Origin of the sequence: Microbacterium sp. (assembly GCF_036277215.1) — a bacterium.
GTDB lineage: Bacteria > Actinomycetota > Actinomycetes > Actinomycetales > Microbacteriaceae > Microbacterium.
In genome coordinates this window covers 1-13,121 of the sequence record NZ_DASUNI010000212.1, presented here as the reverse complement: position 1 = coordinate 13,121, position 13,121 = coordinate 1, and the positions used below count along the sequence as shown (strand labels likewise).

11 protein-coding genes and 1 pseudogene are annotated in these 13,121 nt (G+C 68.1%); 9 read left to right on the top strand and 3 right to left on the bottom strand.

The annotated features are described in order from the left end of the window. Positions 1-167: 167 nt before the first annotated feature. The 3 genes from VFX99_RS10845 to VFX99_RS10835 all read left to right on the top strand — a co-directional run bounded on the left by VFX99_RS10845 (position 168) and on the right by VFX99_RS10835 (position 3,812). Positions 168-1,106, top strand: coding sequence for a sugar ABC transporter permease (locus VFX99_RS10845; protein ID WP_329666306.1), 939 nt, complete (start codon positions 168-170; stop codon positions 1,104-1,106). 89 nt (positions 1,107-1,195) lie between these two features. After that, a complete protein-coding gene (locus VFX99_RS10840) occupies positions 1,196-2,017 on the top strand; it encodes a carbohydrate ABC transporter permease (protein WP_414684364.1) in 822 nt (273 codons plus the stop codon). A gap of 91 nt (positions 2,018-2,108) precedes the next feature. Further along, positions 2,109-3,812, top strand: a complete 1,704-nt coding sequence (locus VFX99_RS10835) for a glycoside hydrolase family 13 protein (RefSeq protein WP_329666304.1) — start codon at positions 2,109-2,111, stop codon at positions 3,810-3,812. Between the two features lie 116 nt (positions 3,813-3,928). Here the strand turns inward: VFX99_RS10835 and VFX99_RS10830 are convergent, their stop codons facing one another. Further along, entirely contained in the window at positions 3,929-4,093 is a 165-nt protein-coding gene (locus tag VFX99_RS10830; protein ID WP_257500857.1) for a hypothetical protein, read from the bottom strand. Positions 4,094-4,356: 263 nt separating this feature from the next. Here VFX99_RS10830 and VFX99_RS10825 point away from each other — a divergent pair, with 263 nt between their 5' ends. From VFX99_RS10825 to VFX99_RS10805, 5 genes are all read left to right on the top strand, one after another. Beyond that, positions 4,357-4,626: a DUF7218 family protein gene (locus VFX99_RS10825; RefSeq protein WP_329666303.1), complete on the top strand. Its 270-nt coding sequence runs from the start codon at positions 4,357-4,359 to the stop codon at positions 4,624-4,626. Between the two features lie 38 nt (positions 4,627-4,664). Beyond that, complete coding sequence (locus VFX99_RS10820; RefSeq protein ID WP_329666302.1) at positions 4,665-5,627, top strand: DNA topoisomerase IB; 963 nt, start codon at positions 4,665-4,667, stop codon at positions 5,625-5,627. Positions 5,628-5,664: 37 nt separating this feature from the next. Next, entirely contained in the window at positions 5,665-6,096 is a 432-nt protein-coding gene (locus VFX99_RS10815) for a CrcB family protein (protein WP_329666301.1), read from the top strand. Continuing rightward, positions 6,093-6,467: a fluoride efflux transporter FluC gene (locus VFX99_RS10810; protein WP_329666300.1), complete on the top strand. Its 375-nt coding sequence runs from the start codon at positions 6,093-6,095 to the stop codon at positions 6,465-6,467. The genes VFX99_RS10815 and VFX99_RS10810 overlap by 4 nt, the downstream gene beginning before the upstream one ends. Before the next feature lie 157 nt (positions 6,468-6,624). Continuing rightward, positions 6,625-9,945 (top strand): efflux RND transporter permease subunit, encoded by a 3,321-nt coding sequence (locus VFX99_RS10805; protein WP_329666299.1) that lies wholly within the window; start codon positions 6,625-6,627, stop codon positions 9,943-9,945. Between the two features lie 114 nt (positions 9,946-10,059). On the opposite strand, the gene VFX99_RS10800 is transcribed toward VFX99_RS10805, so the two are convergent. Both VFX99_RS10800 and VFX99_RS10795 read right to left on the bottom strand, forming a co-directional pair. After that, positions 10,060-10,962 carry a DUF998 domain-containing protein gene (locus VFX99_RS10800; RefSeq protein ID WP_329666298.1) on the bottom strand — a complete coding sequence of 301 codons (903 nt, stop codon included), beginning with the start codon at positions 10,960-10,962 and terminating at the stop codon, positions 10,060-10,062. 188 nt (positions 10,963-11,150) lie between these two features. After that, complete coding sequence (locus VFX99_RS10795) at positions 11,151-12,227, bottom strand: DUF998 domain-containing protein (protein WP_329666297.1); 1,077 nt, start codon at positions 12,225-12,227, stop codon at positions 11,151-11,153. Between the two features lie 331 nt (positions 12,228-12,558). On the opposite strand from VFX99_RS10795, the pseudogene VFX99_RS10790 reads away from it, so the two are divergent. Continuing rightward, positions 12,559-13,121, top strand: a pseudogene (locus VFX99_RS10790) (ATP-dependent helicase); the annotation flags it as partial.

The window sequence follows — 13,121 nt, the reverse complement described above, 5'->3', positions numbered from 1 at the left end:
GAGGCGGCGTTCTACCAGGGGGCCTCGCAGCAGATCCCGCTGACGATCCCTGCCGCGAACTATCTGCAGGGAGTCGTGCTCGGCAGCGACGTCGAGTCGACGCTTTCGACCATGGACGCGGACTGGGCCCGGCTGGCCCTTCGGCAATAGAAGGGAACGACAGCAAAATGGCCACCACAGTAGGCGACGTCGACCTCGATCTCACCAAACCGCCCGCGACCGCGCACGGCTCGGTCCCGCGCGTGAAGAAGCAGAAGGTCGAGGGGATCTACTACCTCTTCCTGCTGCCGAGCCTCATCCTCTTCACGCTCTCGATCACGCTGCCGGCGATCATCGGCATCTTCTTCAGCTTCACGAATTCGATCGGTTTCGGCGACTGGGAGTTCGTCGGCTTCATCAACTACATCGCGGCCTTCAGCGACCCGGCGATCCTGCAGAGTTACATCTTCACATTCGGCTTCGCGGCCGTGACGGTCGTCCTCGTGAACGTGGTGGCGTTCCTTCTCGCTGTCGGCCTGACGTCGAGGATCCGGTTGAAGACGGGCCTGCGAACGATCTTCGTGATCCCGATGGTGATCTCGGGCATCGTCATCGCCTTCGTGTTCAACTTCCTGTTCTCCAACTCGGTGCCCGCCCTGGGGCAGGCGCTGGGCGTCGGTTGGCTCAGCGAAAGCATCCTGGCCAATCCCGACCTCGCCTGGATCGCGATCGTGATCGTGACCGCATGGCAGGCCATCCCGGGAACGCTCCTCATCTATATCGCGGGTCTGCTCTCCATACCGGGCGACGTGTACGAGGCGGCCGACATCGACGGGGCGGGCAAGTTCGCCCAGATGACCCGCATCACGCTTCCGCTCGTGGCGGGCTATGTCGTGATCAACGTGATCCTGGGCTTCAAGGGATATCTGAATGCCTACGACATCATCGTCGGACTCACGAACGGCGGTCCTGGAACGGCCACGCGCAGCATCGCGATGACGATCGTCACCGGATTCACCAGCGGTGACTATGCGTACCAGATGGCCAATGCGACGATCTTCTTCCTCATCACGGTTGCGATCGCCCTGCTGCAACTCAGCCTCACCCGCGGAAGGAGCGTGCTCTGATGTCGGTTCAGCCAGCCCTCGTGATCGAGGAGATCGAGGGCGCGGAGATCCTCGAAGGTCGCGCGCCGAAACGCGCCAGCCGGTTCACCATGGAGCGGGTCAACTGGCCCGGCACGATCATCATCGCGCTCTGTGCGATCACCGTCCTCGTCCCGCTCTACGTCACGCTCTCCATGGCATTCAAGACGCAGTCGCAGGCGGTGGACGGCAACGCTTTCTCGCTGCCCGCGCCTTTCAGTGTCGACGGGTTCGTGACGGCGTGGAACCTGACCAACTTCCCGCTCGCGTTCACCATCACCACGCTGGTGACCGCGGCGACGGTCGCCGGCACGATCCTGCTCGCGGCCGTCGCCTCCTTCGCGATCGCCCGCAATTGGGATCGGAGACTGTTCCGCTGGTCGTTCTTCTACCTGCTGCTGGCGATGTTCATTCCGTTTCCCGTCCTGGCGCTGCCGCAGATCCAGCTGACCGGCCTCGCCGGGCTCGACAATCCGGTCGGGGTGACGATCCTGCACATCATGTTCCAGATGAGCTTCAGCGTGCTGCTGTTCACGGCCTTCCTGCGCTCCATTCCGCTGGAGCTGGAGGAGAGCGCTCGCATCGACGGGGCGAGCACCTGGCAGGCGTTCTGGCAGCTCATCTTCCCGTTGCTGGCTCCGATGAGCGCGACTGTCGGCATCTTCGCGTTCCTCGCATCGTGGAACGACTTCATGATGCCTTCGCTGATCATCTCCGATCCCAGCTCGCAGACTCTGCCGGTGGTTCAGCAGATCTTCCAGACGCAGTTCAGCAACAACTACAATGTGTCGTTCGCCTCGTATCTCATGGCCATGGCCCCGGCGATCATCGTCTACCTCTTCACCCAGCGATGGGTGATGGAGGGCGTGACGCAGGGCGCCGTCAAGGGGTGACACGGAGTCCTAGCGCCCCGGTCCCCGGCGTAGGCACCCGCATGAGGCTCCCCGCCTGACACGCAGCACCTACGAAAGGAACTCGGTCTCCGTGACCAACCCCGTGCACTCCCTCGCCTCGTCCATCCTCGACAACGGGGACGCCGCGTGGTGGCGTCAAGCCGCCGTCTACCAGGTCTATCCCCGCAGCTTCGCCGATGCGAACGGCGATGGGCTCGGAGATCTGCCGGGGCTGACATCCCGTGTGCCGTATCTGCGGGCACTCGGAGTCGACGCCGTATGGCTGAGCCCGTTCTATCCCTCCGCCCTGGCCGATGGCGGATACGACGTCGCGGACTACCGGGACGTCGACCCCCGCCTGGGCACGCTCGACGACTTCGACGCGATGCTCGAGGCGCTGCACGCCGCGGGCATCCGGGTCGTCATCGACATCGTGCCGAACCACACGTCTGATCTGCACGAATGGTTCAAGGAGGCGCTCGCCGCCGGTCCGGGTTCCGCGGCCCGCGACCGCTACATCTTCCGTGAGGGCAGCGGACCCGACGGTGCCGCGCCGCCGACCGACTGGGTGTCGGCGTTCGGCGGCTCAGCGTGGGAGCGCGTCGCCGACGGCCAGTGGTACCTGCACAACTTCGCGATCGAACAGCCCGATCTCAACTGGGCCAACGCCGACGTGCGCGCGGATTTCGTCCGAACCCTGCGGTTCTGGTCCGACCGAGGCGTCGACGGCTTCCGCATCGACGTGGCGCACATGCTCACCAAGGACCTGACCGAGCCGCTGCCCTCGCAGGCCGACCTGGACACCCTGCCCCGGGACGGCCTGCATCCCACTCACGACAGGGACGACGTGCACGAGGTGTACGCCGAGTGGCGGGCGGTGTTCAACTCATACAGCCCGCCGCGTACGGCCGTGGCGGAAGCGTGGGTGGACCGCTCCCGCATTCCGCTGTACGCGAGCCCCGAGAGCCTGGGGCAGGCGTTCAACTTCGACCTTCTCGAGGCGGACTTCGATGCAGCCCAGTTCCGGCGCATCGTGCAGGACAACCTGGAGCTGGCCGCGGCATCCGACTCATCCACGACGTGGGTGCTGTCCAACCACGACGTCGTCAGGCACGCCAGCCGGTACGGCCTCCCGCATCCGGAACGCGGTGATGACGGGCGGCCCACTCTCAAGCACGGAAACGAGTGGCTGCTGTCGGGCGGCAGTGAGCCGGTGCTCGACCGGGCCGGCGGCCTGCGACGAGCGCGCGCGGCCACCCTGTTCGTGCTGGCGCTGCCCGGGTCGGCCTACCTGTACCAGGGCGAGGAACTGGGGCTGCACGAGGTCGCCGAGATCGAGGATGTCTTCCGCCAGGATCCGACGTTCTTCCGCAGCCCGGGCGTGGATGTCGGCCGGGACGGATGCCGCGTCCCGCTGCCGTGGACCAGCACGGGTGAGTCCTTCGGATTCGGCGGCGTGAACGCGCATCTTCCGCAGCCGCGCTGGTTCGGCGAGGTCTCCGTCGAGGCAGAGGAGCAGGACCCGCACTCGACGCTGACGCTCTACCGTCGCGCGCTCGCGCTGCGGCACGAGCTGCAGACCGACGAGCAGCTGGAGTGGGTCGAGACCGGACGCGCCGACGTACTGCAGTTCGTGCGGCCAAACGGGTGGACCGTCGTCACGAACTTCGGCGCAGACGACTACGAACTCTCCCCTGCCGACCTGGAGGCGACGAGCGGCGTGGTGCTGTCGAGCGCGGAGGTTCCGTTCGGTGTCGTTCCGGGAGAGTGCACCATCTGGCTGGGGCCCGCGTGAGCTGACGCTGCGCCGGGCAAGACGGATGCCGCGCCCTGACGAGACTGTCGGGACGCGGCATCCATTTGCTCCCCGAGGGGAGATGAGGTCGCCGTTTCACCGGACGACCTCGGAACTCACGTGCGGCGGTTGCCGCTGATGACTCGGAACAGGAACACGATCAGCGCGATGACGCCGACGATGATCGCGACCCAGAGGAGCCAGCTCAGCGCTGAGTTCAGGCCGCCGAAGATCGCGAGGATGATCGCGATGACGATGATGATGATCAAGGCGAGGTTCATGGAGGCTTCTCCTTCTGTCGCCGGATTGCGAGGTTGTGGCGCGACCCGGATGCCTCTGCGGCACGATTACAGAATGGCACCGCGCGAGGCTCGAATGCGAGGGGCTTGACGCGTGTCGAGCCGCGATGATACGCATTCGAGACCTCTTCACCCGCGGAATCACGGCTCGTAACGGGCGGATATCCGCGCATCTCGAGACTGTCAAGCCCTCCCAGCGGCATTCGCGGCGGACGTACGGTCGGAACTGACCTGAGGAGGAGAGCATGCCGAAGGGACGAGGGTCGGGCAGCCTCAAGGATCGTGGGCTCTATGAAGAGCTGCGCGACCAGGGTGCATCGAAGGAGAAGGCCGCGCGCATTTCCAACGCGGTCGACCGTGACGGGGCGAAGGCGGTCGGCCGACGCGGCGGCAAGGCCGGCGACTACGAGGACTGGACCGTGCCGCGCCTGCGCACGCGCGCGAAGGAACTCGGGATCAGCGGCTACTCGGGCAAGCGCAAGGCCGAGCTCATCACGATGCTCCGCACCCACTGACCCGCACGCCGCACCGACGACAGAAGACGAGAGACGACGTGCCAAGACTCGTCCGGGTGCGCCCGGGAGAAGATCCCGGCTACCGACGCGTCCGGTCGGGCAGCGGCTTCCGCTACGTGGACGAGGCCGGCTCGGCCGCGTCGCCAGCCGATCGTGAGCGGATCCGCGCGCTGGTGATCCCACCCGCGTGGGAAGACGTCTGGATCGCCGTCGACCCGTCGGCGCACATCCAGGCGGTCGGCGTCGACGACGCGGGTCGCCGCCAGTACCTCTATCACCCGCGGTGGCGAGCTCGTAGGGATCAGCGCAAGTTCTCTCGCGCTCTCGAACTCGCCGCCGCGCTGCCCCGCGCCCGTGGGCGGGTGACCTCCGCCCTGCGACGGGACGACCTCGACCGCGAGCGGGTGCTCGCGGGCTCCTTCCGTCTGCTCGACGAGGCCGCACCGCGGATCGGATCGGCGCGCTACCTGGAGCGGCACGGCAGCCGCGGTCTCACCACCCTGCAGCGGCGCGACGCCACGGTCGCAGCGCCGCTGATCACGCTGTCCTTTCCCGGCAAGAGCGGAAAGCGCGCCCTGCTGGAGATCGACGACGAGGATCTGGCCGAGCTCATGGCCGAACTCAGCATCGGCCGGCCGCGCTCGCCGCTCCTGTCGTATCGTCGCGGCAACCGCCGCGTTCCGCTCACGCCCGCCGACGTCAACTCGCACGTGCGCTCGCTGACCGGCGGGGCCTTCACGGCGAAGGACTTCCGCACGCTGCGCGGCACGATCCTCGCCGCCGAGGCGCTCGCGCGGATCGGCACGGTCGATAGCGCGAAGGACCGCAAGCGGGCCGAAGTGCTCGCCGTGCGGGCGACAGCCGACGCGCTCGGCAACACCCCGGCCGTGGCCCGCGCAAGCTACATCGATCCCGGTGTCTTCTCGGCGTATCAGCGCGGGGAGCTGCTCCAACTGAACACGTCGCCGGAGTCCGCGATCCAGCGGCTGCTGCTCGGCTGACACCGTTCGCCTCGGGCGCGGCGCCTATTGTGGGGGCGTGCCGCGCCGAACCGTCTTCCATCTGCGGATGCTGGCGGTCGTCGTCGCGGGTGGTGCGGTCGGCGTCGCGGCCCGCGAGCTGGTCCTGCTGCCGTTCCCGCCCGGCGAGCCGGGTTCGCCGACGCTTCCGGCCGCGACTCTGGCCGTGAACGTCCTGGGCTCCTTCGCGCTGGGTCTCGTCGTCGGACGGCTCGGGAGCGGGCGGCCGCTGCTGCGGGCGTTCCTCGGAGCAGGCGTCCTGGGCGGCTTCACGACGTACAGCTCCTTCGCGGTGCAGACCGCGGTCCTGATCGGCTCCTCTCCTCTCGCGGGTGCTCTGCTCGCGGTGGTATCCGTCGCGGCGGGGCTCGCCGCGGCCGCGCTGGGTCTCTACGTGACGCGGCGGCCGCGGCATCGGTCCGGCGCGGCCGATCCGGAGCCGTCCTCGTGAGTTTCTGGGTTCTGGTCGCTGCCGCGGTCGCCGGCGGCGTCGGGGCGGGGCTCCGGTACCTCGTCGACGTGCTGGTGGTGGGTCGCGCGCCGGAGCGCTTCCCCCTCGGCATCCTGGTCGTCAACGTGTCCGGCTCCTTCGCGCTGGGCGCGCTGACGGGAATCGGCGCGCAGTGGATCGCCGACGAGGTCGCCTGGGTTGTGGGCGTGGGGCTCCTCGGCGGCTACACGACCTTCAGCGCGGTCTCGCTCGACTCGGTCCTGCTGGCACAGGGAGGCAGTGGGCGCCGAGCCGCGCTGAACGCGGTCGGCACACTGGTGCTGGGCGTCGGTGCGGCCGCGCTGGGTCTCGCGCTCGGAAGCCTCTTCTAGCCCGCCGGCCCTGTCGCGGGATCCGCGGATTCACGGCGTATCCGGGCTTGCCGACATGGAATACTGAGGACTCGATACATTCACGTATCCGCCGCATCGCGGCATCCGACCCGGCGCATCGCCCGGGCATCCGATCTGCACCACAGCTAAGGCCACCGTGTCGAACCTCGCCGTCCTGAGCCTCAAGAACCGCGCGCTCATCGCCCTGATCACCATCGTCGCCGCGGTCTTCGGCGGGCTCGCTCTGACGAGCCTGAAGCAGGAGCTCATCCCGTCGATCGAATTCCCGCAGCTCGTGATCGTATCGACCTATCCGGGCGCGTCGCCCGAGGTCGTCAGCAACGACGTCTCCGTCCCGATCGAGACGGCGATCCAGGGCATACCCGGCCTGGAGTCCACCGCTGCCACCAGCACGACGAACGCCTCGATCATCCAGGCATCGTTCACGTACGGCACCAATCTGGCCACGGCCGAGCAGAAGATCAATCAGGCGATCAACCGCATCGAGACCCAGTTGCCCGAGGGCATCGAGCCGAACGTGATCTCGGCGAGCATCGACGACTTCCCGGTGATCCAGCTCGCCGTCACCGGCTACGAGGACGAGCAGACCATCCAGGCTCAGCTCGAATCGACCGTCGTTCCCGAGCTCGAGGACGTGGCCGGGGTCAACACGGCTCAGATCGTCGGTGGCGTCGGTCAGCGCGTCACGATCACCCCCGACCAGGCCGCACTGGCGGGCGCGGGGTACTCGCAGCAGGCGATCCGCGACGCGCTCGACCAGAACGGCGTGCTCTTCCCCGGTGGCGAGATCACCGAGGACAGCCAGACCCTCACGGTGCAGACCGGCTCGAAGCTCACGTCGGTCGACGAGATCGCCGCGCTCCCGCTGGTGCCGTCCGGCCCCGCACAGCTCGAAGCCGGCACCGTCACGATCGCCGACGTCGCCTCCGTCGCAGCCGACCAGGATCCCGTCACGACGATCTCGCGGGTCGACGGCCAGCCGGCCCTCACCATCGCGGTCACGAAGCTGCCGGCCGCGAACACGGTCGACGTCTCGCAGGGCGTCCTCGCCGTGCTGCCCGACCTCGAGGAGAGCCTCGGCGGCGCCGAGTTCACGGTCGTCTTCGACCAGGCTCCTTATATTCAGCAGTCCATCGAGGCGCTCGCCCAGGAGGGCCTGCTCGGACTGTTCTTCGCGGTGCTCGTCATCCTCGTGTTCCTGCTGTCGGTGCGCGCCACGCTGGTCACCGCGATCTCGATCCCCACGAGCGTTCTGATCACGTTCATCGGCATCCAGGCGTTCGGGTATTCGCTGAACATCCTCACGCTCGGTGCCCTCACGATCGCGATCGGACGCGTGGTCGACGACTCGATCGTCGTGATCGAGAACATCAAGCGCCACTACGTCGGTGACGCCGACAAGCTGCAATCGATCCTGCGCGCCGTCCGCGAGGTCGCGGCGGCCATCACCGCCTCGACCGTCACGACCGTCGCAGTGTTCCTGCCTATCGCCTTCGTGGGCGACGTCACGGGCGAGCTGTTCCGCCCGTTCGCGCTCACCGTCACGATCGCGATGACGGCATCCCTCTTCGTCGCCCTCACGATCGTGCCCGTCCTCGCGTACTGGTTCCTGCGTCCGGGCAAGCCGATCCTGGACGCCGACGGCCGCGAGATCGACGCCGAAGACCCCGCCGCCCCGCCCAGCCGGCTCCAGAAGTCGTACCTCCCGATCCTGCGGTGGACGCTCGAGCACTCGTGGATCACCGTGCTGCTCGCCGTGCTCGTGCTCGCCGGAACCGTCGCCGCCGCGCCGTTCATGAAGACGAACTTCCTCGGCGACTCCGGCCAGAACACGTTCACGATGACCCAGGACATCGGCGCTGCGCCCAGCCTCGAAGCCGAGGACGCCGCGTCGACCGAGGTCGAGGCGATCCTGCTCGACCTCGACGGCATCGAGACCGTCCAGGTGTCGATCGGCTCGAGCGGTTCGGCGCTGCGCGATGCCTTCACCGGCGGAGGCAGCGGCATCACGTACTCCATCACCACCGACCCCGACGCCGACCAGGTCGCACTGCGCGAAGAGGTCCAGGCAGCGGTCGGCGACCTGGACGACGCGGGCACCTTCACCGTGGCCGGCGGCGGGGGCGGCTTCGGCTCCAGCGACATCGAGATCGACGTGACCGCTCCCGACTCCGCGACCCTGCAAGAAGCGACGGATGCCGTCGTCGCCTCGGTTGAGGGCGCCGAGGGCATCGGGCAGGTCTCAAGCAACCTCGCGGCATCCCTGCCGTTCATCGCGGTGACCGTGGATCGTGACCAGGCGGCGGCGCTCGGCCTCTCCGAGGTGGCCGTCGGCGTGCTCGTGTCGAACACGATGCAGCCTCAGCAGATCGGCACCGTCGAGATCGACGACACCGCTCTGACCGTCTACCTCGCCGCGTCGCAGACGCCGGCGACGCTCGAAGAGCTCAGGGCGCTCACCGTTCCCAGCACAGCCGGCCCGATCCCGCTCTCCCAGATCGCCACAGTCGAGGAGACCGAGGGGCCGACCTCGATCACGACCGAGGCCGGTCAGCGCACGGCGACGGTCACGGTCACGCCCTCCACCGACGACCTCACCACCGCGTCCGCCTCGGTGAACACGGCGCTGGCCGAAGCCGACCTGCCCGACTCGGCGGATGCGGCCCTCGGCGGAGTGATCTCGCAGCAGCAGGATGCCTTCACCCAGCTCGGTCTGGCCCTGCTCGCGGCGATCCTGATCGTCTACATCGTGATGGTCGCGACGTTCAAGTCGCTGCGTCAGCCGCTCCTGCTGCTCGTCTCGGTGCCGTTCGCGGCGACCGGCGCGATCCTGCTGCAGATCATCACCGGCGTTCCGCTCGGCGTCGCATCGCTCATCGGTGTCCTGATGCTCATCGGCATCGTCGTGACGAACGCCATCGTGCTCGTCGACCTCGTGAACCAGTACCGCACCAGGGGTCTGTCGGCGCACGATGCGACCGTCGCCGGAGGATCGCGACGACTGCGACCGATCCTCATGACCGCGCTCGCCACGATCTTCGCGCTGACCCCCATGGCCCTCGGTATCACGGGCCACGGCGGCTTCATCTCGCAGCCGCTCGCCATCGTCGTCATCGGCGGGCTCGTGTCCTCGACCATTCTGACCCTGCTGGTGCTGCCGACTCTCTACAACCTCGTCGAAGGTGCGAGAGAGCGTCGCGCCGCACGCCGGGAGGGCGGGGCGGATGCCGAGGCCGGCGCACTCGAACCTGCGCTCGTCGGCGCGGGCGCGGCGACCGCCTCCGAGCACGCGCTCACCCGCCGCGAACTGCGCGTGCGGGAGGAGGCGGCTGCCGCCGCGGCCGGCGGTGCATCCGACGACGACCCCGGCGTCGCGCCGCCGGAGCACGAGGCCTCCTCCGCCGCGCTCGCCCCGGAACTGTCCGGCGACGAGAGCGCCGACGACGCTTCGCGCTGACGACATCCCTCCCGGCCCGTCTTCACCCTGCGGGCACGTGAAGAAACACGGGCCAGGAGGCGGAACCCGTGCCGCGGTGCCGATTCGAGCGCGACGGCGGCGCCGATGGATCCGTTAGCGCCGATCCACCCGCGGCCGGCCGGCACCTGCTCGGTGGTGGTGCTCCAGCGCCGGCTGGGGGGTTGTTCGCTGACCGCCGAGAAGGCGCCGGGCTCGATGACTCTGGCGCGGGTGCGTGCCGACAGCCGGCGCGCCCCGCACCGGCCCGCGGGCGGCAGACGGGATGCTGTCGACGCGGCGGGCAGCCACCACGACGGTCTCTTCCATGCTGCCGGTCCGTCGTGACCGAACGCGCCGGGGCTCGTCGGCGGGGCGCCCGAGGTTGCGGGCGAAGAACAGCAGCCAGAAGAAGATCAGACTGAAACCGACCAGTTCGAATGCCGCGAGGTTGATGAAGCCCGAGATGTATACCGTGACGGCGATGACCAGCCCCAGTCCGACGCGGCGCGAGGCACGGGCGACGCCGCGGTGCATTCCGCGCAGCATCCACCGGCTGGACAGCAGGATGGCGGTGAACGAGAAGACGGCTCCGGTGGAAGCGCGGTCGTGCAGGAACTCGTTGGTGTTCTGGGGGATCACGCCGACGAACGACAGATGGATGCCGATGAGCACGACCAGGATCGGGATCAGGGTTGCCGACCGACGGCTGGTGAGCACGGCCGTTCCCGCGTGGCGCACCATCTCAACGCGCAGCCGCCACCCGAAGAGCACGACCCCCACGCCGGTCGCGATCAGTGTGGAATTGAAGAGGTAGCCCGAGAAGACCGCAAAGGTGCCGAGGCGGCTGAAGTGCAGGTGCCACCACAGCGGGTCGGGTGTGGTGAGAATCGACAGCAGGGTCCCACCGACCAGCACCGCGGCGGTCAGAAAACCGACCTGCGTGGAGCGGGTGTTCTGGTGCAGTGCGCGAAGCCGCGCTACAGGTAGCGTGGGGACGGTCAGAACAAGGAGGGCCACCGGGACTGGGCCTTTCGTACGCGAGGAGCGACAGCGCTCCCGCCCTGCGAAACACCCCGGGCCTCAGCCGCCTACCCCCCTGGGCTGTCAGCGCTGGTTGGGCCCTGGCACGCCCCCCACAGCACCCTTCTGGGTCGAATGTATCGCGCCGGGAATGAATCCGGCGAATCATTCCGACGCAATCACCCTCACTCCCGCTGCCCCGTGACTCCCAGGAAGCGGATGAAGACGGCTATCCAGCCGAAGATCAAGGCGAACACGAGGATCTCGAACGCCGTGAGTGAGAAGTATCCCACGACGAACAGGACGACCGAGGCGACCGTCGCCGCCAGGAACGCCCAGCTCGACAGGAAATAGGTGCGCGGCATCCCTCGCAGCAGTTTGGGCCCCGCAATCAGCAGCGCGAGGAACATCAGCGCCATGCCGGTGGCCGAGAGATTGTGGATGAGGAGGTTGACGTCGACGGGGACGATTCCGACGAACGCGAGCATGATGCCCATGATCACGAACAGCGTGGAGACGATGCGCGGTGAGCGCGGATTCGTCAGCACGCCGTCGGCCGCGAGCTGCTGCAGATCGTTCGCAATGTAAACCGCGAACGTCGTCACGAGCAGGCCTCCCGCGATCAGCGTGCCGTTGAAGACGAAGCTCGAGAGGTCGTCGAACGTGCCGAGCTGACTGAAGTGGACCTTCCACCACTCGGGATCCGGCGAGGTGATCATGGCGGTGAGCGTGCCGATCACGATGAACGCCATCAGGAGGGTCGACATCCGCTGCGTCGTCACGCGCGACACGGAGAGGTAGACGATGTACGCCGAGAGCCCGAGGGTCACGGCCATCAGGACGATCGCCCAGAAGGTGATGACCGGGAGCCCGATGAAGCCGAGGCCCAGCAGACGGTAGCCCGCGTAGGTCGCGAGGAACGCGAGCGCGGTGTGGACGATCACCACCGACAGGGTGTTGACGGTGAACTCCCACGAAGGGAGCGCTCGACGCCACTCCTGGCCCGGGCGATTGCGCGAGCGCCAGTAGCCCGTCCCCGAGGAGGCGGCGGCTACGACCGCAGCTCCGATCGCAGCGAGCAGACCGAAGGCGCCCTCTGCGTTGGCGAGCGGCAGGTCGGGCAGCACGAGCGAGACGACGAGCCCGTAGATCGCGCCCAGCACGCCGGCGGCGCCGGCAGCGTAGACCGCCTCCGACTCGGCGCCCACCGTGCGGGCCGGCGGCATTCCGTCGGCGTGTCTTGATGCGGCCTTCGCGGTCATGGCTTGAGTGTAGGGCGGGGATGCCGCATGCACCGGCATCCTCACAGGCTCGCGTTCGCGGCATCCGCTACTGTGAAGGGTCGGCTCTGGACACCGCGCATGCAGCGCGGATGGGTTTGTGAGTCCAAGGGGCCGATGGTGGGAGCGAATCCGCTCCGGCGACCATCACGTTGAATGGCCCCCGGCCGAAGACAGTCCGGGCAACTCCGTGCCGCAGATGCGGCTTCGCGGCAGTGAGATCCGTGCGCAGCGCAAGCTGATGCGGACGATATCTGCGCGCGAACTGTGGAGTGCTGTTCTCACACCTGAGACAACCCAGAAGGACACCACCATGCCCAAGAGCAAGAAGCCTGCAAGCGGCCGACCGAACTTCGAGCCGCGCTACGGCGAGAAGAAGACACCGTTCCATGAGCGCACCCGCTCAGGGGGCGGCCAGAAGCCCGGCAGCAAGAGCCCCAGCCATCGCGGCTACCGCGCCGTCGAAGAAGGCCCGTCCGGCGCGCCCAAGACCCGTTGGACGTCGACGCAGCGCGCCGGCCGCGATGAGGCCCGCGGCATCCGCACGAACTCCCAGGGCGACCGGCCGGCTCGCTCCTACGACGACCGTCCGGCGCGCTCGAACGACGAGCGTCCCGCCCGTCGCGAGTACGGGAGCGACCGTCCGGCCCGCTCGTACGGCAACGACCGTCCGGCGCGTCCGTACAGCAACGACCGCCCCGCGCGTTCGAACGACGAGCGTCCCGCCCGTCGCGAATACGGGAGCGACCGCCCCGCCCGCTCGTTCGACGACCGGCCCAAACGCGACTACAACAGCGACCGCCCGTCGCGCCCGTACGGCAACGATCGCCCGCAGCGCTCGAGCGACGAGCGTCCCGCCCGTCGCGACTACAACGG